Annotated in this window: 20 protein-coding genes and 8 pseudogenes; 17 read left to right on the top strand and 11 right to left on the bottom strand. The window is 67.7% G+C overall.

Annotated features, from left to right (window positions below):
* Window positions 1-4 precede the first annotated feature (4 nt).
* From LP418_RS05580 to LP418_RS32570, 8 genes and pseudogenes are all read left to right on the top strand, one after another.
* Window positions 5-860, top strand: a pseudogene (locus tag LP418_RS05580) (dioxygenase family protein).
* A gap of 66 nt (window positions 861-926) precedes the next feature.
* A pseudogene (locus LP418_RS32590) lies at window positions 927-1157 on the top strand (hypothetical protein); the annotation flags it as partial.
* A gap of 31 nt (window positions 1158-1188) precedes the next feature.
* On the top strand, window positions 1189-1578 hold the full coding sequence (locus LP418_RS32585) for a hypothetical protein (protein ID WP_442940232.1): 390 nt from the start codon (window positions 1189-1191) through the stop codon (window positions 1576-1578).
* Between the two features lie 122 nt (window positions 1579-1700).
* Window positions 1701-2141 carry an anthrone oxygenase family protein gene (locus LP418_RS05565; RefSeq protein WP_257955551.1) on the top strand — a complete coding sequence of 147 codons (441 nt, stop codon included), beginning with the start codon at window positions 1701-1703 and terminating at the stop codon, window positions 2139-2141.
* A gap of 19 nt (window positions 2142-2160) precedes the next feature.
* Window positions 2161-2790, top strand: a pseudogene (locus LP418_RS05560) (NAD(P)-dependent oxidoreductase).
* Window positions 2791-2805: 15 nt separating this feature from the next.
* Window positions 2806-3228 (top strand): annotated as a pseudogene (locus LP418_RS32580) (cupin domain-containing protein); the annotation flags it as partial.
* A complete protein-coding gene (locus tag LP418_RS32575; RefSeq protein ID WP_442940231.1) occupies window positions 3122-3778 on the top strand; it encodes a helix-turn-helix domain-containing protein in 657 nt (218 codons plus the stop codon). The pseudogene LP418_RS32580 and the gene LP418_RS32575, both read left to right, overlap by 107 nt.
* 20 nt (window positions 3779-3798) lie before the next feature.
* A complete protein-coding gene (locus tag LP418_RS32570) occupies window positions 3799-4101 on the top strand; it encodes a hypothetical protein (protein WP_442940230.1) in 303 nt (100 codons plus the stop codon).
* A gap of 50 nt (window positions 4102-4151) precedes the next feature.
* Here the strand turns inward: LP418_RS32570 and LP418_RS05545 are convergent, their stop codons facing one another.
* Entirely contained in the window at window positions 4152-4805 is a 654-nt protein-coding gene (locus LP418_RS05545; RefSeq protein ID WP_257955550.1) for a GntR family transcriptional regulator, read from the bottom strand.
* Between the two features lie 197 nt (window positions 4806-5002).
* On the opposite strand from LP418_RS05545, the gene LP418_RS05540 reads away from it, so the two are divergent.
* From LP418_RS05540 to LP418_RS05520, 6 genes and pseudogenes are all read left to right on the top strand, one after another.
* Window positions 5003-5842, top strand: coding sequence for a purine-cytosine permease family protein (locus LP418_RS05540; RefSeq protein WP_257955549.1), 840 nt, complete (start codon window positions 5003-5005; stop codon window positions 5840-5842).
* Window positions 5779-6207: pseudogene (locus LP418_RS32565) on the top strand (cytosine permease); the annotation flags it as partial. The gene LP418_RS05540 and the pseudogene LP418_RS32565, both read left to right, overlap by 64 nt.
* Window positions 6208-6424: 217 nt before the next feature.
* Window positions 6425-6718: pseudogene (locus LP418_RS32560) on the top strand (flavin reductase family protein); the annotation flags it as partial.
* A gap of 77 nt (window positions 6719-6795) precedes the next feature.
* Window positions 6796-7080, top strand: a complete 285-nt coding sequence (locus LP418_RS05530; protein ID WP_257955547.1) for a hypothetical protein — start codon at window positions 6796-6798, stop codon at window positions 7078-7080.
* 131 nt (window positions 7081-7211) lie between these two features.
* A complete protein-coding gene (locus tag LP418_RS32555; RefSeq protein ID WP_442940124.1) occupies window positions 7212-7517 on the top strand; it encodes a DUF255 domain-containing protein in 306 nt (101 codons plus the stop codon).
* A 182-nt stretch (window positions 7518-7699) separates the two neighbouring features.
* Window positions 7700-8940, top strand: a pseudogene (locus LP418_RS05520) (IS110 family transposase).
* Window positions 8941-9312: 372 nt separating this feature from the next.
* Here LP418_RS05520 and LP418_RS05515 read toward each other — a convergent pair.
* From LP418_RS05515 to LP418_RS05490, 5 genes are all read right to left on the bottom strand, one after another.
* Window positions 9313-10197 (bottom strand): Fic family protein, encoded by an 885-nt coding sequence (locus LP418_RS05515; RefSeq protein WP_257955546.1) that lies wholly within the window; start codon window positions 10195-10197, stop codon window positions 9313-9315.
* Between the two features lie 465 nt (window positions 10198-10662).
* Complete coding sequence (locus LP418_RS05510) at window positions 10663-10881, bottom strand: YgaP family membrane protein (RefSeq protein ID WP_257955545.1); 219 nt, start codon at window positions 10879-10881, stop codon at window positions 10663-10665.
* A gap of 287 nt (window positions 10882-11168) precedes the next feature.
* Window positions 11169-11987 (bottom strand): carboxymuconolactone decarboxylase family protein, encoded by an 819-nt coding sequence (locus tag LP418_RS05500; RefSeq protein ID WP_257955543.1) that lies wholly within the window; start codon window positions 11985-11987, stop codon window positions 11169-11171.
* Window positions 11988-12287: 300 nt separating this feature from the next.
* Window positions 12288-12950 (bottom strand): MMPL family transporter, encoded by a 663-nt coding sequence (locus tag LP418_RS05495; RefSeq protein ID WP_257955542.1) that lies wholly within the window; start codon window positions 12948-12950, stop codon window positions 12288-12290.
* The gene (locus LP418_RS05490) at window positions 12944-13267 is read right to left on the bottom strand and encodes an MMPL family transporter (protein ID WP_257955541.1); all 324 of its coding nucleotides are present in this window, start codon (window positions 13265-13267) and stop codon (window positions 12944-12946) included. Before LP418_RS05490 ends, LP418_RS05495 begins: the two co-directional genes overlap by 7 nt.
* 523 nt (window positions 13268-13790) lie before the next feature.
* Here LP418_RS05490 and LP418_RS05485 point away from each other — a divergent pair.
* Window positions 13791-14192, top strand: coding sequence for a DUF302 domain-containing protein (locus tag LP418_RS05485; RefSeq protein WP_257955540.1), 402 nt, complete (start codon window positions 13791-13793; stop codon window positions 14190-14192).
* 4 nt (window positions 14193-14196) lie between these two features.
* Window positions 14197-14457: a metal-sensitive transcriptional regulator gene (locus tag LP418_RS05480; protein WP_257955539.1), complete on the top strand. Its 261-nt coding sequence runs from the start codon at window positions 14197-14199 to the stop codon at window positions 14455-14457.
* Between the two features lie 485 nt (window positions 14458-14942).
* Here the strand turns inward: LP418_RS05480 and LP418_RS05475 are convergent, their stop codons facing one another.
* The gene (locus tag LP418_RS05475) at window positions 14943-15188 is read right to left on the bottom strand and encodes a helix-turn-helix domain-containing protein (protein ID WP_257955538.1); all 246 of its coding nucleotides are present in this window, start codon (window positions 15186-15188) and stop codon (window positions 14943-14945) included.
* Window positions 15189-15241: 53 nt separating this feature from the next.
* On the opposite strand from LP418_RS05475, the gene LP418_RS05470 reads away from it, so the two are divergent.
* Window positions 15242-15799: a hypothetical protein gene (locus LP418_RS05470; protein WP_257955537.1), complete on the top strand. Its 558-nt coding sequence runs from the start codon at window positions 15242-15244 to the stop codon at window positions 15797-15799.
* A gap of 254 nt (window positions 15800-16053) precedes the next feature.
* Here LP418_RS05470 and LP418_RS05465 read toward each other — a convergent pair whose 3' ends face one another.
* From LP418_RS05465 to LP418_RS05455, 4 genes and pseudogenes are all read right to left on the bottom strand, one after another.
* Window positions 16054-16650: a DEAD/DEAH box helicase gene (locus tag LP418_RS05465; RefSeq protein ID WP_257955536.1), complete on the bottom strand. Its 597-nt coding sequence runs from the start codon at window positions 16648-16650 to the stop codon at window positions 16054-16056.
* Window positions 16651-16801: 151 nt separating this feature from the next.
* Window positions 16802-16903: pseudogene (locus LP418_RS32550) on the bottom strand (hypothetical protein); the annotation flags it as partial.
* A 10-nt stretch (window positions 16904-16913) separates the two neighbouring features.
* Window positions 16914-18383, bottom strand: a complete 1470-nt coding sequence (locus tag LP418_RS05460) for a TOTE conflict system archaeo-eukaryotic primase domain-containing protein (protein WP_257955535.1) — start codon at window positions 18381-18383, stop codon at window positions 16914-16916.
* Window positions 18384-18752: 369 nt separating this feature from the next.
* Window positions 18753-19847, bottom strand: coding sequence for an ATP-binding protein (locus tag LP418_RS05455; protein ID WP_257955534.1), 1095 nt, complete (start codon window positions 19845-19847; stop codon window positions 18753-18755).
* Window positions 19848-19882: the final 35 nt, after the last annotated feature.

Here is a 19882-nt window from a genome sequence, read left to right as displayed (position 1 = left end):
ACCCATGACTGCCACCCAGCCATCACCCACCGCCGCCGGCTCCGGCGCCAACGCCAGCGAGAGCTTCAAGGCCGCGGCCAGCACGCAGGACGTCGCCGACACCCCGCCCGAGCGGGTCGCCGCGATCGTGACGTCGGTCCTCAAGGGGGTGCACGGCGCCATTGCCGAGCACGACGTCACCTATCCCGAGTTCCGGGCCGCCAAGGCGTGGCTGATGTCCGTCGGCGAAGGCGGCGAGTGGCCGCTCTTCATGGACGTGTTCGTCGAGCACGCCGTCGAGGAGCAGGTCGCGAAGTCCCAGACGGGGACCAAGGGCTCGATCCTCGGCCCCTACTTCCTGCCCGGCCGGGTCAAGCTCAGCTCGACCTGCCAGCTTCCCCGGCGCGACGACGAGCAGGGCACCCCGCTGGTGCTCGAGGGCCGGGTGCGTGACACCGACGGGACGCCGCTCGCGGGCTCCGAGGTCGACGTCTGGCACGCCGACTCCGACGGCTACTACTCCGGCTTCGCGCCGCACGTGCCGGACGGCAACCTGCGCGGCGTGGTGGTCACCGACGCCGAGGGCAGGTTCGAGATCAACACGATCCAGCCTGCGCCGTACCAGATCCCGCACGACGGGCCGACCGGTCAGCTGATCGGAAGCGGCCGGCTGGCACCCGTGGCGGCCCGCGCACCTGCACATCCGGGTGCGTGCCGAGGGGCACCGGCCGATCACGACGCAGCTCTACTTCGCCGGTGGTGACTACCTCGACTCCGACGTCGCGGAGGCCACCAAACCCGAGCTGGTCATCGACCCGCAGGACGACGGCACCGGCACCCGCCGCAGCACCTACGACTTCGAGCTCGAGCCCGAAGCCTGACCACCTGATCCACCCCGGTGGTCGGAGAGTCCCTCCGGCCGCCGGGGTCACCCAGCACCACCGGGCATGCACCCGAACGTGAGACCGATGACCGTTCTGACCCTGACCGCCCCTCTCGCGCGGCACCTGACCGCATGGCCCGACCCCGACCAGCTCGCAGCCGGCTCGGTCGTCACGATGGGCGTCTTCGACGGCTTCCACCGTGGGCACCGGGCGCTCGTCCAACGGGCCCGCACGCGGGCCGCCGGGCTTCGGCTGCCGTCCGTGCTGCTGACCTTCGACCCGCACCCGTTGCTGGTCACCTGTCCCCGAGCGGGCACCACGCCAGCTGCTGAGCGTCGACGAGCGTGTCGATGCCGCCCTCGACCTCGGCATCGACCACGTCCTCGTCCTGCCCTTCGACCGCGAGACGGCCGCGACCTCCGCGGAGGAGTTCATCCGCGCGGGGCTCGTCGAGCGACTGCACGCGCGTCACGTCGTGGTCGGGGAGAACTTCCGCTTCGGCCGTTGTGGCGCCGGTGACCCGGACTTCCCGGCCGCGTCCGGCGAGTTCTTCGGCTTCGCCGTCGACGCGATGCCACTGGTGCGGCACGGCGGGCGGGTGTGCTCCTCGACCGAGGTCCGCGGCCTGCTCGCCGACGGTGACACGGCGACCGCTCGTCGCCTGCTCGGCCGGTCCGCGGGACGCGTGATTAGCAGCGATTCAGCGTCGCTGTAACCTCGGCCTGAGCGTCTCGCGCATGGGTCTGAGCGCCCGAAGCATTCCGTGACGCTCGCTCCGTGGCCATGCTCGGAGCATGACCTCGGCACTCCTCAACCCGACCATCCCGGGTCGCGACCGTGACCGCCGGCCTCACTGCCGGATTCCTCGCGGCCTTCGCCCACACGGTGATGCCGGCCCTCGCGAGCTCCGATGACGCCGCGTTCGTCGTTGGCTTCGTGGCCCTCGACAAGGCCGTCAGCAACCCCCGGTTCATGGTGCCGTTCACCCTGACCCCGGTGCTGGTGGGGGTCGCGACGTTGTTGGCCTTCGTCGACGGTCAGCGGACTGCCGGCGTGCTGCTGACCTTCGCCCTTGCGCTGGCCGTCGCCACCGTGTTGATCACGGGTGTCGTGCACCTGCCGCTCAACGCGGAGATCGGCGACGTCGTCCTCGACTCCGGGGACCTCGCCGCGGCCCGTTCCCGGTTCGAGGAGCGCTGGGTGCGGTGGAACGTCGTCCGCACCGTCACCTCGACCGGCTCCCTCACCCTCCCGGCAGCCCTGCTGCGAGTCCACTGATCACCGAAAGGTCCTTCTCATGTCCCTCCACCTCACCGTCTTCGGCGCCACCGGCTCCGTCGGTCGCCACGTCGTCAGCCGGGCCCTTGCCGAGGGCCATCGCGTCACCGCCTTCACCCGCAACCCCGAGACCATCGAGCCGGCCGACGGCCTCCGAGGTGCTCGGGGGGCGACGTGCTCGACCCGGTGGCCGTGAAGGCGGCCGTCGAGGGTCGCGATGCGGTCATCGTCGCTCTCGGTGACGGCCGACGCGGCGCCGTACGCGAAGCAGGCAGCGCGCGCCGTCGTCGAGGCGATGGACGCGACGGGCGTACGGCGACTGGTGTGCCAGTCCACGCTCGGGGCCGGCGACAGCCGGGGCAATCTCAACTTCGTCTGGAAGCGGCTGATGTTCGGGCTGCTCCTGCGCAAGGCCTATGCCGACCACCAGCGGCAGGAGGAGGTCGTCCGCGCGAGCACGCTCGACTGGACGCTTCTCCGGCCGTCCGCTTTCACCGACGGACCGGCGACCGGCGCCTATCGCAGCGGGTTCGGCCCGGACGACCGCAGCACCACCTTGAAGATCTCCCGGGCGGACGTCGCACACGCCCTGCTGGCCCACGCGGTCGACGGCGCCGACGCGGGTCGGGCCGTCGCGGTGTCCTACTAGCCTGAGGTCGTGGACATGCTGGAGGTGCTGCTCGAAGGGCCTCGGGCGCGAGGAGCGTTCCTGCTGCGGTCGCTGCTCGACCCGCCGTGGAGCCTGCGCATCGAGGACGAGGCGGCGCTCGCCGTGGTCTGCGTGACGCGCGGTGACGCCCGGCTGGTCACGGACGTGGGGGAGCTGCACCACCTGCGGACCGGAGATCTCGCGATCGTGCGCGGTCCCGGCCAATACACCGCCTGTGACGACCCGGAGACCCCGCCCAACGTGGCGATCGGTCCCGGCGGTCAGTGCACAAGCTCGGCCGACGGCAGCCCGCTCGCCGAGGTGTGGGGACGTGGTGTGCGCACCCGGGGACCCGGCGTCAGGGGCGACACGGTCCTGCTCACCGGCACCTACGAGCACGCGGGCGAGACGGGCCGCCCGCTGCTCGCCGCTCTCCCGGACGTCGTGGTGCTGTCACGCGAGGACTGGTCGTCGGCGTTGCCGGACCTGCTGGCCCGGGGAGGCCACGATCGATGCTCCCGGCCGGGCCGTCGTGCTGGATCGCCTGCTCGACGTCCTGCTCATCTCCGCCCTGCGGGCCCGGGTTCGCGAGCCGCGCGGACGAGGCGCCGGGCTGGTATCGCGCCCAGACCGACCCGGTGGTCGGCGCCGTCCTCGGTCTTCTGCACGCGGCGCCCGACCACGCCCGGACGGTCGTCGAGCTGGCCGAACGCGCCGGCGTCAGCCGGGCCGCTCTCGGCCGTCGCTTCACCGACCTGCTCGGGCAGCCGCCCATCGCCTACCTCACCCAGCACCGGCTCCCGGGTCGCGGCCGACCTGCTCCCCGGAGTCGGACGCCACGCTGCCGTCGATCGCGCGCCGCGTCGGCTACGGCAGCCCCTTCGCCCTCAGCGCGGCCTTCAAGCGCGAGTTCGGTCGCAGTCCGCAGGAGTATCGGAACGGCGGGTCACCTCAGTCCGAGCTCGCCACGCGTGTGGGTGGCTCGTGACGGGCCACCCGGTCGCCGCCATGACGAGCGGTGAGTGGTGCCGGGACGGGCCGGAACTTGCCGCGCTGCGTGCATGCTGCGGGGACGCGCTCGACCGTTTCAACGCGAGTCCCTCCCACCGCGATGGCTGGGAGCGGGCGCTCCCCATCGACATCGGGGAGAACGCGTGGCTCGCAGCCGGCGTCATCGTCGGTCCCGGCGTCACCATCGGCCGCAACACCGTCGTCGGTGCCGGGAGTCTGGTGCTCTCCGACCTCCCCGATCACGTCGTCGCGGCGGGCAGCCCGGCCGTCGTGCTCCGGAAGACGCCGGTCGAGCCCTGACCTCGACCCGATCGTGATCCGGCGGTGCGTCGCCAGCTCCCCGTGCGCTGTCAGCGTCGGCCGGGTGAGCGCGTCAGCGTGCCGTAGGCGAACGCGACGAGGTAGTCGTTGAGCTCGTGTGACGCCCTCTCGGCGGCTTCTGCCTGCTCGGCCACGATCGCCCTGAGCAGCACCGAGTGCAGGGTCGATCCGGACTTGATCTCGGCCGCCTCGTCGACGACGTGGGTGAACCAGAATCGTCGGGAGAGCCCCTGCAGCGGGGCCATCGCGTCGGCGAGGTATTCGTTGTGGGCGCCGGTGGCGATCAGCTCGTGCGTGCCGCGGACCGTTTCGGCGTACTCACGAAGCGTGAAGGTGTTGACGTCGAGCCGGTCAGCCATCGTTGTCATGGCACCGCGCTCGTCCGCGGTGGCTCGCTCGCACGCGAGCCGGACCGCGAGCGACTCGAGCACCCGTCGCAGCTCGAGCATGCGCAGCTGCGCCTCGATCGAGGTCGGCGGGATCAGCACGCCCTTGTTGGGGTGGATCTCCACCATCCGGTTGCGTGAGAGCTGCTGCAGTGCCTCGCGCACGGGGGTGCGACCGAGGCCGGTGCGTTCCATCAGAACGGCCTCGGAGACCAGCGATCCCGGCTCGAGCTCTTGGAACACGATCATGCGCTCGAGGTCGTGATAGGCCTGCGCTGCTTTGCCGGGCGTGGTCATCGGACCCCCTTTCTGTGGTGATCCTAGGTGTCGGGGGAGTGCGTGGGAGCAGGGGGCGCGAGGATCGTGCTGTGAAATCCGTTGCCGCCAAACCCTTGATATGTAACCAATATATTGGTTGTATACGAGGTGTCCACCCCTGAGACCCGGGTCACACGCCCGTCCGCGGCGTCGCCCTCCGAGCGAAAAGAGATGTCATGCCCCCGACATCGAGCATCGAGCAGCGTTCGATCGACTTCATCCCGGCCGAGGAACGGCACGGCACGGCTCGCAGCCTGCTGTTCGTCTGGTTCGCGGCCAACACCTCGATCACCGCGGTGGTGACCGGTGCGCTGTTCGTGATCCTCGGCAACTCAGCGCTGTGGTCGATCCCGGCCATCGTGATCGGCAACATCGCGGGCGGATTCTTCACCTCACTGCACTCGGCGCAGGGGCCGCGCCTCGGCGTCCCGCAGATGATCCAGAGCCGTGCGCAGTTCGGCTACTTCGGCGCGATCCTGCCGCTGGTGCTGGCGCTGATGATCTTCCTCGGCTTCTACGCCACCGGCCCGGTGCTCGGCGGGCAGGCGATCGCCGACCTCCTCCACGTCTCGCAGCAGGTCGGGTCGGTCATCTTCGCCCTGATGTCGACGACGCTGGCCATCTTCGGCTATCGCCACATCCACCGCTTCTCGCACTTCGCCGCCGTCCTCAGCGGCCCGGGTCTTCCTCGGTCTGTTCGTCAAGATCCTCGGCGACCCCGCGCTGGGCGACGTGCTGGACAACGGCGCCTTCGCGCTCGCTCCCTTCATCCCGGGCGTATCGCTGGCCGCCTCGTGGCAGCTGACGTTCGGTCCCTACATCGCCGACTACTCGCGCTACCTGCCCGCAAACACGCCCAAGTCGGCCACCATCGGCTGGACGTTCCTCGGCAGCGTCCTTGGCGCCTCGCTGGCGATGACGCTCGGCGCCTTCGTCGCCGCCCTCGGCGGCGATGCGTTCCCTGGCCAACCGGGTGGGCTACCTCGCCGACCTGGGCGGGGTCTTCGGCCCGGTGATCCTGCTGGCCGTGATCGCCGGCAAGCTCACGGGCAACACCTTGAGCTCGTACGGCGGCTACATGTCGGTCGCCACCATCGTCACCAGCCTGACGCGTCAGTCCCGCATCGAGCCGCGCCACCGCGCGATCTACGTCGGCGTGATCTCGGCCGTCGCCCCGGCCATCGCGCTGGCCGCGACCGACAACTTCCTCGGCTCCTTCACCGACTTCCTGCTCTTCCTCCTCTACTTCATGACCCCGTGGTCGGCGGTCAACCTCGTCGACTACTACTGGGTGCGACGCGAGAAGTACGACGTCGCCGCGCTCTTCGACGCGGACGGCATCTACGGGAGGTTCAACAGGGGTGCCTTCGTCGCCTACGCCACCGGCGTACTGATCCAGATCCCCTTCATGCACAGCACCCTCTACACCGGTCCTGTCGCGAACTGGCTCGGTGGCGCCGAGGTCGCTCCGGGTGATCGGCCCGGTCGTCTCGGGCGGCCTCTACTACCTGTTCGCCACGAGGTCCCACACGACCATGCGCGACCAGCGACGCGTCCACGCGCACCGCTGACCGACCCTTCGATCGCAAGGACCCACGATGAAGTACGACCCCGCCTCCGAGAAGAGCCCGTTGCCCTTCTCCCCGTTCAAGAGCTGCACAGTGCCCCGCCCGATCGGTTGGCTCTCGAGCGTCAGCCCGGACGGTGTCGAGAACCCGGCGCCGTACAGCCAGTGGCAGAACCTCACCTTCGACCCGCCGATGGTGATGTTCTCCGCCAACCAGTATCCCGACGGGCGACGCAAGGACACAGTGCTCAACGCCGAGCAGTCCGGCTGGTTCGTCTGGAACATGGCCACCTATGACCTGCGCGAGGCGGTCAACACCAGCGCGATGGCGCTGCCGCCGGAGGAGAGCGAGTTCGACCGGGCGGGGATCACCAAGCGCTATGCCGACCGGCGCCGGTGCCGATGGTGGCCGAGAGCCCGGTCCACTTCGAGTGCCGCTATCTCTCCACGCACCGGATGGTGGGGGACTCCAACGTCGGGACCATCGACATCGTCTTCGCCAAGGTGGAGCGCATCCACATCAACGACACCGTCATCACGCCCGAGGGCAAGCTCGACATCCCCAAGATCCGTCCGATCGCCCGCATGGGCTACTACGACTACGCCGTGGTGACCGACACCTTCGAGATGCGCATCCCCGGTGCCTCCGAGGACGAGGCGCTCGGCCTCGCTGGTCAGTCGGCCTGACACGGCCCACGCACTTCCTTGGGTGCCCCGCGTGTGCAACGGGGCTGGTCCGGCCACCCTCTTCCCCCCGGGAGGGTGGCCGGACCTGATCCGTCTCGCCCGGCCGCCCCGCTCCGGTCTACCGTCGACGTATGCCGAATCGCCTCAGGACCGCGACGTCGCCGTACCTCCTCCAGCACGCCTCCAACCCGGTCGACTGGTGGGAGTGGAGCCCGGATGCGTTCGCCGAGGCGAAGCGCCGCAACGTCCCGATCCTCTTGAGCGTCGGGTACGCCGCCTGCCGCTGGTGCCACGAAAGGGCGGCCATGCTCAGGATTTGGCCCGAAACTGCAAAACCGCAGGTCAGCAGCACGGCGCCGTCTTCGAGGCTCACCATGGTGAGCGAAGATTCGGCGCCGTTTGCTGTTGCTGGTCGCGTTGGTGGCGGCACAGACTGACGTTGTTCGTCGTGGTCGACCCCGTTGCCTCTGTGGTGCCTGTGAGCCTGAAGGTCAGCATGCGGGCGGAGGGCTTCCACGGGAACCGTGGATTGGTGCCGTAGAGCCCGTGCGTCAGACTTTCGTTTCTCCCTGCCCTCCCCGCGACGGACGCCGTGAGTCCGTGCGAGAAGGAGACCGAGATGGAAGTCGTGCACCCGCGGTGTGCGGGGATGGACGTGTCGAAGAAGGACGCCAAGGTATGTGTCCGAGTCGCCGGAGCCGGGCGGCGCAAGACAGTCGAGACCGTCACGACACGGGGGTCGGTGACCGGTCAGATCCCGGCGCTGCGTGAGCATCTGGTCGCCGAGCACGTCACGTGTGTGGTGATGGAGGCGACCGGGGACTACTGGAAGCCGTTCTACTATCTCCTCGAAGACCTGCCCGGCGTCGAGGTGATGCTGGTCAATGCGCGCCATGTCAAGACCGTGCCCGGTCGCAAGAGCGATGTCGCTGACGCGACTCGGCTCGCGCAACTCGGCGCGCACGGCCCGGTGAGGGCCTCGTTCGTGCCGCCCCGAGCCGATCCGGCAACTGCGGGACCTGACCCGAACGCGGACCGCGATCACCGGGGAGCGAGCTCGTGAGGCCCAGCGACTGGAGAAGCTGCTGGAGGACTCCGGGATCAAGTTGTCGGCTGTCGCATCCGACATCCTCGGTGTGTCCGGCCGGGCGATGCTTGATGCGCTGATCGCCGGTGACCACGACCCCGCGGCGCTTGCCGATCTGGCCAAGCGCCGGCTGCGGAACAAGATCCCCGAGCTGACCGAGGCGTTGAACGGGCGGTTCAACGAGCATCACGCGTTCTTGGTCCGAGTCCATCTGGACCTGATCGACCGGCACACCGACGCGATCGACAAGCTGACCTCCCGGATCGAGGTGATGATGGAGCCCTTTCAGGGATTCCACGACCTGATCTGCACCATCCCCGGCATTAGCACCCGTACCGCCGACGTCGTCGTGGCCGAGACCGGTGCGGATATGTCGCGGTTCCCGTCCGCCAAGCACCTCGCGTCCCGGGGCCGGGACGACGCCCGGCAACAACGAGTCCGCCGGGAAGGTGAAGTCCAGCAAGTCGCGGCCGGGCAATCCCTACCTGCAAGGAGCGCTCGGCGCGGCAGCGATGGCATGCGCGCAGAACCCGCGCACCTACTACGGCGCCCGCTACCGACGCATCGCGAGCCGGCGGGGACCCAAGAAGGCCAACGTCGCGATCCAGCACTCCATGCTCATCGCGATCTGGCACATGGGCACCACCGGAACCCTCTACGACGACCCGGGTGGCGACTACTTCACCCGACTCAACCCCGGCCGAACCAAGAAGCGTGCCATCCACCAACTCGAGGCGATGGGCTATCGCGTGACCCTCGACAACGTGTCCTGAAAGCCCTGACGCGAAGACCCAACCCGCTCGGGGTGAATCTTCGCGTCAGAGGCACTATTTCGGATCACGCCGGTCTCGACGGGTTTCGCCGTTTGACACCGATTCCGGACGAGTTTGCATCGGAGTTTGTATCACTCGCGGCCCCATCACTGTCAGCCAGTGGTGGTCGATCTCGGCGTCCGATGGCCTTCTACTTGAGGACCGCTGAGTCAGGACTTCGAGGTCGTGCCCGGGCGGGAAAACATGTGTCCTCGTCGCCGACTTGTGGAACATGTCGCAGTCCTTGAATGTCACTCAAGGCCCTGAGAGGAACATTGTTGGACGGAAGCGGAAAACTTCGTCGGTGCCGCAGGGTGCTGGGCACGCCGCCACTCAGCCGGCAGTCTCTGAAGACCGCTTCAGGGACGGTACGCCCTTGGGCAGCTTGTCGTGGTGCTCGATTGAGTCCTTCGCGAGCTCGGCCAAAGCCGCTCGGCGCTCGCTTTGGGCCGGAGGCGGCGGGTTCCGCTTGTGCTTGGTCAGTTGGTAGTCCTCGACCCAGTTCTTTGAGCTCAGCCATGTTCCGTTCGCCGACTTCTGCGCGCGCAGGCGGCCGCGCTCTGCCGCGGCTCTGAGCGCAACAACGCTGATGCCCGACTTCGGATCGGCGAGGCTAGCGATCGGCACCAGTCGAGCGGGGCCTGCAACCGCGGGCACGACGAAGCGGTAAAGGTTGCTGGTGACCGCACGGGCGATGAGTTCGCCGAGGGGGCCATATTCGCCGATATCCGCCTTGCGCATGGCTCGGAGGTACTTCGCGCGCTCGTTCTTGAAGACGATCGCCGGCGGGTAGCCCGGGCGGACCAGCAGGAGGTTGAGGAGGAGGCGCCCGGTTCGGCCGTTGCCGTCGAGGTAGGGGTGGATCTTTTCAAAGTCGTTGTGTGCCTTAGCAAGACGCTCCGGGAAAGGCAGCTCGCTGGGGTCGCGGAGCTGGTTTACCTGCTCGACCCAGTCGGTCATCCGATGAACCACCTCGGGGAACTGCGGCGGTGTCATGCCCTCGGGGAACGGCTGGATGTCGTGCCGGCGCCAGTTGCCGGGGGTCTCGGCCGGCGTCGCGTGGGGATGTGGGGCGACGTTCCAGACAGGAGTCATCGCTTCGTAGTGGACTGTGCGCACCTCCCGGATGCTGAGCAGGTCTCCTGTGGTCCAGTCTCCGGGGGCCATGGCCCGGCCGTAGACCCACTTGGCGGCCGCGCTGCAGCCGATGACCTCCATGTACTCCTTGAGTTCCTTGGAGCCGACGGCGCGGCCCTCGTCGAGGAGTTTGCGGACTTCGTTGAGGATCAGGGTGTTGCCCTCCAGTGCCGTGGAGTGATGCGCCTCCCCGGTGCCACAGGTCGTCCCAGATCTCCTCGGCTTCGGCTGGTGCGGGCAGGCCGCCGAGACGTGTCCGAAGGTCGTCGATCGCCTCGTCCAACTGCGTGTAGATGGTCTGTCGCGTTGGCCGTCCGCGAGCCATGGGTGCCTCTTCCGTCGGAGCAAAGTCAAGTTGTTGAGTTGAGCTGAAACTAAATACAACACAACAACTTAGGGCCAGCGTACGCGAAGTTGTTGAGGTTCGGCGGATCTAAATGCAACACAACAACTTCGGGTCGCCCAAGGTGTTGCACATATGCAACGCTGACGTAAATCCGCCCAGTTTGATGTGCAGGTGCCAGCATCTGCCGGGCCCCGTCTGGGCTAGCGGCTCTGGCTTGCCGTGAAGGCGCAGCCGGGGGAGAGACCGAGCCTCGCGAAGATGTTCGCGGCGGGGCAGAAGCCGGTCAGGCTGGACTGGAGCAGGTTGAGCCCGACGAACGTGCTGAGGAGCAGCCACCGAGTCGAGACCGGGGCGGTGAGCAGCACGCTGATCAGGATGATGGTGCCGGCCATGGCGAGGACTGCTCTGTCGATGTTCATCGGGTTCCTTCGTTCTGGCCCGGGATCCGGCGGAGCCAGGATGGGCCCGTGTGGGTGTCGTCCCGGTGGCCGGGGCACCACTGGTCGGCGGGGACGCGGGCCTTGACACGGGCGACGTGGGCGCCGCAGCCGGACCACGTGGGTTTTCCGCAGGTGCGGCATCGGGTGGGGTTGCACATGGCTGGGTTCCTTTCAGGCCGGCTCGACGCCGGACTCAGCTTGTTCGGCGAAGCTGCAGAACGCGTCGTACGCCCCGGGGCCGTAGATGGTGGCGGGGCCGCCCTTCATCAGGAAGGTGACGCCGATGGCTTCGGCGGCTTCCGGCGGCTGGCACCAGCTCGTGCTGCCGCCCGGGCATGTGAGGCGATGCAGCCGTCGCAGCCCTCGACGACGCCGATCGCCAGAGCGATCAATTCTTTGGTCTTCACGTCGAGTTCGCCGGGGGTGAACGCGGCCTTGTGGAGTTCGCCGAAGCCCTTGTAGACGTCCGGGATCGCACGACGGAGTTCGCGGTGCAGCGGCGCCAGCCCGGTCAGGACATCGGAGCCGTGCTCGGTGTGGGTCGTGGTTGTCATTGCGTGTTCCTCTCGTGGGACTTGCGATCGGGGAAGCGTCGGACTCACTCGTGGGCGAAGCGGATCTTCGGCAGGATCCGGGTCAGCCAGTTCGGGGCCCACCAAGCGGCGCGTCCGGTCAGGCGGAGCAGGACGGGCAGCAGGATGAGGCGGACCGGGGAAGGCGTCGAGGAGGACCGCGATGCCGAGGATGATGCCCATTTCCTTGGGGGGCAGTGGGCCGGCCGGGGCGAAGGTGAAGAAGACCGCGACCATGACCGCGCCGGCCGCGAAGATCACTCGGCCGGAGTGGGCGACGGCGCCGACCATGGCCTCGTGGGGGTCTCGGCTGTGCTCGTAGTGTTCCTTGGCGGAGGCCAGCAGGAAGACGGTGTAGTCCATCGCGATCGCGAAGATCATTGCGAAGAAGAACACCGGTGCCCACGCGTCGAGGAAGCCCCGGGATTCGAAGCCGAAGAATCCGGCGCCCCAGCCTTCCTGAAAGACCAGACGGGCGACTCCGAACGCGGCGGCGGTCGAGAGCAGGCTCACCAGGGGTGCCGAGCAACGCGATCAGTGGTGCCCGGAGGGCAACCAGTAGCAGCAGGAAGCCGAGCGCCGGGATCACGCCGATCACCAGTGGGGTGGAGTCGTCGAGCTGGGTCTTGAGGTCAAGGTTCTCTACCGCAGCGCCGCCGACCACTGCTGTTGAGGGCAGGTCAGTGCGGAGGCGGTCGACGGTCTTCGACAGTGCCGGGTCGGACGGGTCGACGGTCGGGACGGCCTCGGATGAGCACCGGGCGCGAGCTGTCTGTGGCCGGAGCGGCAGGCATGGCGCCGGCGATCCCGGCGTCAGCGTTGACGACAGCGGTGGCTTCGTCGGCCCGGGGCCTGCTTGACGATAATCTGCAGGGTGCCGGGGGCGCCCGGCCCGAAGCTCTCCCGGACGAGGTCGTAGCCGATTCGGGCCGAGGCCTCCTCGGGCAGCACCTTGATGGATGGCATGGCGGTCTTCAGGCCGAAGATCGGTGCGTCCAGTGCGATCAGGACGATCAGAGAGCCCAGTCCCCAGACCAGCGGGCGCTTCCAGAGCATTTCTCCCCGGGCCTCAAACCGGGCGGAGCGGTGCTCGCCCCGGTGGACCCACGGCAGCGAGAACTTGTTGATCCGCTCATCCAGCTTGAACAGGACTAGGGGCAGCAGGGTCAGCGTGGCGGCCAGCACGAACAGGACCGCGAGCATGATGCCGCCGGCCATCGAGCGGAATGACGGTGAGGGGACCAGCATCACTGCGGACAGTGAGATCAGCACGGTGGCTCCGGAGAGGAGCACGGCCTTGCCGGCGGTGTCCATGGTCTCCGCGATCGCCCGGCGCGGTGATTCATGCGACCCCATTCGGGCAGCGCGGTAGCGCACGACGAGGAACAGTGCGTAGTCGATGCCCAGCGCGAGGGCGAACATCATCGCGAAGTTCATCGCCCAGATCGAGACCGGGATGAACTGGCTGATCAGCACCCGGGGAACCGGCCGAGGCGACCAGGGCCGGAGAGTGTCAGGATCAGCGGGAGGCCGGCGGCAACGAGGGCCCCGAAGGCGAGGACCGGGATCGCCAGCGTGATCGGCCGGGAGACCATTTCCGACTTCAGCATCGCGCTGAGGTTGGCCTCGTTGAAGTCCGACCACAGCAGCGATGCTCCGGTGGGGTTCACGCTCACGCCGTCGCCGGACAGATCCTGCAAGGGGCCCTTGACGTCGTCGGCGACCCGGACCATTTCGTTGGTGTCTACGGCCGCACCGGCCAGCAGGACGGCGGTCTTGCGCGCCTGGCTCAAGGTAGCGCCGGGCTGCGGCTGGACGACCTCGGCGATTCGAGGGTCGGCCTCGAGCAGTGCGGTCGCCTCGGGCCGGGACCTTCGCGCCGGGCCCTTCGGTCACCGGACCGTCGGTGGAACGGACGACCACCCGGATGGCGGAGCTGGCGTTTCCGCCGAAGTGGTCACGGGCAAGTTCGCGGGCCGCAACGGACTCGGAGCCATCGGCCTGCCAGCCAGCGCCGGAGAGCTCGCTCTCGACCCGTGGCGCGAAGGCGCCGAGCCCGACGATGAGCAGCAACCAGACTGCGGCCGTCGTACGACGTCGGCGGGTCACCCACACGCCAAGTCGACCGAGCGGACCGGGGTGGAAGCCGATCTCGGGATCGACGGCGGAATGGAAGGCGCTGGACTCTGTGGCAGTCATGAATCGCTCTCTTCGGAAAGGGATGAGACATACCCTAGGGGGTATATGCTTGGCTAGTCAAACACCCCGGGGGGTATTCTGATTCCGACCGCATCAAATACGCAGGAGGCAGCCCGAATGAGCAGCTACACGATGGCCACGACCGTGTTTCGAGAATTCCCCGAGACCGTCGAACTGGTCCGGGCCGCCTTGGTCGAGCAGGGGTTCGGGATCATCACCGAGATCGACATGAGCGCCACCTTGAAGGCCAAACTCGATGTGGACATGCCCCCGCAGGTGATCCTTGGCGCGTGCCGGCCGGTTCTTGCTCATCAAGCCCTGCTGGCGGACCCGTCCATCGCGACCCTGCTGCCCTGCAACGTGGTCGTGCGCAGCATCGACACGAGGACCACTACGGTCGAAGCGTTCGATCCGGCCTTCCCGGCCGCGATGGCAGACAGTGACGCTGTCCGAACCGTCGCAACCGATGCCCGCGAGCGCCCGGCCAACATGCTCGAAACAATCACGAAGGAAGGCTGAGAACATGCAACTCGATACCGACGCGATGAAGCCGGTCATCAACCGGATCAAGCGTGCGCAGGGTCAGCTGGCCGGAGTGGTTCGGATGCTCGAAGAGGGCCGCGACTGCGAAGACGTCGTCACCCAACTCGCCGCCGTCTCCAAGGCCCTCGATCGGGCGGGCTTCGCAATCGTCGCCACCGGACTCCAGCAATGCATCACCGAGGGCGGCGCCGACAGCCTCGACGTCAAGAAGATGGAAAAGTTGTTCCTGTCCTTGGCCTAGAGGTCAGCTGAGTTCGCTCTGTGTCGTCCGACTCGTGACGAGCTGGACGACTACCGTCAACGCCCTCAACTCGGCATCATGCGCAGGCGTCGTGGTTCTCAAGAGGTGACCCTTTCCGCAGCGACGGCGGCCATGTCTAACCGCCCGTTCGAGGCTGATGGGTCACTGGTGGTCATACCGCGCTGATTGCTTGTCAGGCGCCGCCGGGCTTTTAGGCAGTCCGTCGACGCCGCTTGGGCTGGGGGAGTAGATCGGTGATGGTTACGTCCTCCCGCCCGGCGCAACAAGGGCCGCCAGCGCTGCCTCGGCCAATGCCATGCGCTTTTCCTCCCGGGCCAAGAGCTGGTCGAGCCGCCAACGATCGGGGTGGGTCATTACGGGGAGCGGGGACGAGCGTGCGGTCCTTGAGGTTCTGATAGCCCTTGGTCTTCCCCCAGTCGTAGCGACGGATCACGTCGCTGGCGTGGAGGAAGACGTGGTGGTGCTCACACCGCCTTCGGCCGGCCGATGACGGGCTGAGAGGCGAGCCGCTGCGCCCGGATGTAGCGCCGCAGGTCGCCGACCGTGGTGTAGAGCCGCCGGCCGATCTTGAAGAACTCCGGGCCGGTGCCCGTCTGTCGCCACCAGCGGACCGTGTTGACCGGGGTCATCAGGATCTCGGCGACGTCGTCGAGCGTCAGCAGCTCGTCCTCGTGGCGGGCGTGGAAGGGGATCTCGGTGTTGTTGTGCATGGTTTCCTCCCCGGTTGGGCGGGGTCCGGGTGATCCGCTGCTGACAGGTAGGTGTGCGGGCTCTGCCAACCAAAGGGCCAAATACGCCCAGCCTGAAGGTCGCGTCGCGGATCCCGGAGGCCGCCGGGTTCGATCTCAACCTTCGGGTCCACATCGACTGGAAGGAACACCACCCGACAGGCATCGTGGCGTTCTGGGCGCCGAACATCCTGTGGAGTGTCGAGACGCCGGACTGCTTTGCGACGCTGGCGATCCCCGACTTGATCCGCAACACCGGCATGCGGGACTGGGACATTCGCGACCGCGAGCAGCGCAAGGGCGTCTACGAGCAGCTGATCCGTCGAGGGCTCCCTCAGCAGATGATTCGCTGGATGGATGGCGCATTGCTCGTCGATGTGTGGGACGAGCTCGATCTGCCAGACCCGGTCCGCGAAGCCCGGAAGTGGCCCATCCGTTTGGCGGTCGAGCCGATGAGACCCGACGCGTTGTCCTTCGGGGAGGACCCCGACCTCACCTCGACCGCGTGGATCCGTGGATACGAGCCGTTGCCCCCACCTCCGCCACCGCCCCCGCCGAGGCGGACACGTTTCGACCCGCGGCCGCCGCCGTAGGCCCTCGCAGCTCAGAGACCGAGACCGGGGCCGGAGCCCGACGACCTCGCCGGCGGGCAGAGGGCGAGGTCCGGCTCCGGTCGTCTCGTGGCCGCCGACGTCCGACGGGAGTAGCGGAGTCACTGCCCCTAACCCTCCAAACCAGCTTGCTCCACAATTGAGCAGATCGAGCGTGAGCTCGCGAGCGACTGACGCGCGACCCCAACCCCTGCTGACATTTTGCTGTGGCGACGAGTGACGTGAGCGTGTGGGAGTCATGCGCGCTTGCGTGGGTCGGGGAATCCGAGGCTGACGTATCCGGGCGCTCGCTTGGTAAGCGCGGCGGCGAGCACGGGTACTTCGATGTCGTGATAGTCGTGGACTTCGGCCGTCTGCTTGCCGGGATAGGCGCGGAGGATGCGGCCTGCGTACTGAACGAGGCGCCCCTTGAACGAGACGGGTCCCGCGAGGAAAAGGGCGTCGAGGGGGGGGCAGTCGAAGCCTTCACCGACGAAGTGGCCTGTCGCCACGACGAGGAGCGGCGCACCCTCGTCAGATGGCATCAGCCGATCGTTGGCTGCGGCGCGTTGTTTTGCGCCCATGCCGCCCTTGAGGACGACGGGGTCCAGTCCCTGTTCGGTGAGCGCTGCGGCGAGGTGGTCGACGTGGCCGGTCCGCTGGGCGAGGACGAGGCAGTGTCGACCGCGACCAAGGGCATCTACTACGTCGGTGAGGATCTGTTCGTTGCGTGCACGGTCTTCGGCGAGCGCGATGGACTCCTGCGATGGCGCCCGGCACGGACAGATCGACGGGGTTATCCAGTTGGAACTGGGTGGCGTGGACGACGAGCACGGGGCGGGGTCGGTCGGCACTGGCGCCTTCGAGCGTGTCAGGGTCGGCGTGAGTGAAGGTGTGGCGTACGGGGCCGAGCTGGAAGCCGATCAGGTCGTCGAGGCCGTCGCGTCGGTAGGGGGTCGCGGTGAGCCCGACCCAGTAGCGGGCGGGGACGGCACGGACGGCGGCCTCGAACGCGGCTGCCGGCACGTGGTGGCACTCGTCGACGATGACTTGGCCGTAGGCACCCAGCTTGACGGCAAGATCGGTCCGGCGGGCCGGGGTCTGCAAGGTGGCGATGTCAACGACGCCGGTCAGTTTGGAGCGGCCACCGCCGAGCTGCCCCGGTTTGGTGCCGAGCAGGTCCCTGGATCTGACGACGCCATTGATCGGCGAGGGTCTTCCGGTCCACCAGCACGAGCGTGGGGATGCCTCGTTCGGCAATGACCGCGCAGGCCATCACGGTCTTGCCGGAGCCGGGTGGAGCCACGAGAAGCCCCAACTCGTGCGGGATCAGGGACTCCACTGCTTCGCGCTGCTGCGACCTCAGATCGAAGGTGGACGAGAGATCCAAAGGTTCTCCGCTGACTCGCTGATCGTCCACCTCGATCTTGCTTCCGGCCTCCTCGATGAGTCTCGTCGCCGTGTCGTGCAGGCCGCGTGGCAGGACAAGGTGGTCGTCGAGCGTCTCGTCGTACGAGGTGATGATGCGCGGGACGTTCCATGTCGACTGGCGGCGACGCTGGCGGTCGTAGAACTCAGGGTTGTACGTCGAAGCAGCGTGCTTCAACGTCGCATAGAGCGAGGGGCTCAACTCCGACCCGGGAATCCTCACGGTCCCGTCGAGACGAAGATGCACAATCGGCGCCGGGTTCGGCTGCGTCTTGGTCGACGCGCGGTCGACACGTGCCCCGACCGTCGGCGCCCGGAGCGCCGAGGTGAGCTTAGTGACTTGCTTCGGGGTGAGGCACTCCAAAGTGGAGAGGTATTCCCACTGGTCCCCGTACGGCTCCAGCGTGGCCAGATCGAGAAAGACCGTCGTTCCGAGCTTGCGTGACTTGCCGTGGAGCGGTGCCGCGATGAGGTTGCCGGGGCCCTGCCCGTGCAGCACGTCTTGGGATGGGAAGAGCCGGTCGTAGCAGCGAAGGTCCATCCGGCCACGGATGGCGATTGCCTCGCGGACGAGAGCCGTTCCGAGTTGGCGCGCGGTGGCCGCTGGAACCGGGCCCGTGAAGAAGACCCAAACGTGGGCGCCGATCCCGGACCGCGATACCTCCGGGGCGGCTGGCGCGCCCACCGCTCGGGCGGCCTTGAGGTAAGCCAGCGCGTCGAGCATGGCCGCCTGCCCGTCGAAGTCGGCGGCGAGCCAGCAGGTCTGGTCGCCGGCGAGCATCGGATACAGGCCGACATGGACGTCGCCAATCAGATGCGCGGCCGGGACCCCGGGCGTCAGCGGCAGGTGTCGTATGTCGGAGGCAGGGCGTCCCTTGCGCCAACCGCCCTCGACGGCGGGCATCCACCCTGTCTTGCCGGTGCGGGTGTTGTCCCAGCGGACGGCGTAAACGTCGCGTCGCGCGCCGAACAGCGCGGCGTAGAACTCGACCTTGGCGTGCGAGGACGACCGCGCATCCACTGAACCGGGCGCCTTGTCGAACCATGCCGTCTGGGTGCCATGAGCTGGAGCAGCCTCCGTGTCCGTCAACTTGAGGAGTTTGCGCAGGCGAGCGTTCTCCACCTGCAGGCTCTCCAGCTCGGCTTGCAGATCGCTCACAGTGTCAATTCTGCCGGTCGGCTCGAACCTGTGGTTTCGGGAGTTCGCAAATGATCTTTCGGGAAGGCGGGGCTTGGCGCCTTATGCGGACCGCAGTCGCTTGGGCCGGGGGAGCAGGTCGGTAACGGTGTTCGGCTCGCGGTCGGAGTCCAGACGCCAGCGGTCGGGGTGGGTCATCACCGGCGGCGGCACGAGCGAGCGGTCCCGGGGTGTCACGGCCCGAGGCAGCCGATCGGTATGACATGGACCCCGTCGGCGCGTCGGCCGGCGACTCCGGTGCTGGTTATGACGCCGAGTGCGGCGGGTTCGCCGTGTCTGCCCTTGTCCACGTTCGCCGAGAATCGTAGGAGCGCGGCCGCCGCGTCATCTTCATCGCGTGGGTTGAGCTTGACCTCGAAGGCAGCCCACGTGTTGTGGTTGATGCTGACGATGGCGTCGACTTCGTTGCCATTCTTGTCGCGCCGGGGATTCTACGGTGCCGTAGTGAGGTTGGGCGAGGATGCGCAGATCACGCATGACGAGCGCCTCGAAATGGAAGCCGGTCGCACGGGGGTCGGCGCGCAATTCGCTGCTGCCGATGCCAAGAGCAGCTGGCCCGAGCGACGGGTCGACGAAGTAGCGGACCTCGGCGGTGCGCAGCGGAGTCTTCGAGCGCATGTGGGGTCGCCGGGCGGGCGCGTCCTCTGTGAGGCGGAGTCGTTCGAGCGTGTCGAGGTAGCCGGTGATGGTTTCATGTGCGATCGGGCCGGTCTCGCCGCCGACGTCCCCGGCGATCTCGGACAGCTTCACAGCCTGACCGACGTTTCGCGCGAGGGAGGCGAAAAGTCTGGTGAGGTTGCGGGGGTTGCGGCGGTGCCCCATCAGAGGGATGTCGGTCTCGACGATCTGGTCGAGGTAGCCGCGAAGCCACCTTCGGGCGTCGTCCTCGTCGTAGTCGATGATCTCGGGCCAACCGCCGATGACGATGCGCCTGAGCAACTCCTCGAAGCTCAGATGCGTTCCCGGGCCGGTCTGCCGCTCGCCGTTGAGCAGCGCAGAGAACGACACCTCGCCGTTCGAGTGACCGGACTCGAACAGGCTCATCGGTCGCATGCGGAGAACGCCGATGCGCCCTGCGCCGGAGTGTCGGGTCGCGTCGTCGCGGGGGCGCGCCGATCCCGTCAAGATGAAGTCGCCACGGGAGTGGCGGTCGTCGACCCGGCGGCGGACGCGGTTCCAGATGCTCGGTTCGAGCTGCCACTCATCGAACAGGATGGGGGTCAGGCCCGCGAAGAGGGAGTCGGGATCGAGTGCGACCGCGGAGCGGGCGACGTCGTCCTTGTCGAACTCGTAGACGGTCTTGGCGACCTGCTTGGCGGTCTCTGACTTTCCGCACGCCTTCGGCCCCTCGATCAGGATCGCACCGATGGCCCTCATCTTGTCGGCAAGTTCTCCGTCGGCAACCCGGGGGCGATATTCGTACACGTCCACAACTCTAGCGTTTGGCTAGCGCGAACTCG

The organism is Nocardioides sp. B-3, from assembly GCF_024703895.1.
Taxonomy (GTDB): domain Bacteria; phylum Actinomycetota; class Actinomycetes; order Propionibacteriales; family Nocardioidaceae; genus Nocardioides.
Note: the sequence above shows the minus strand (reverse complement) of the source record. Positions and strands in the feature narration are given on the sequence as shown.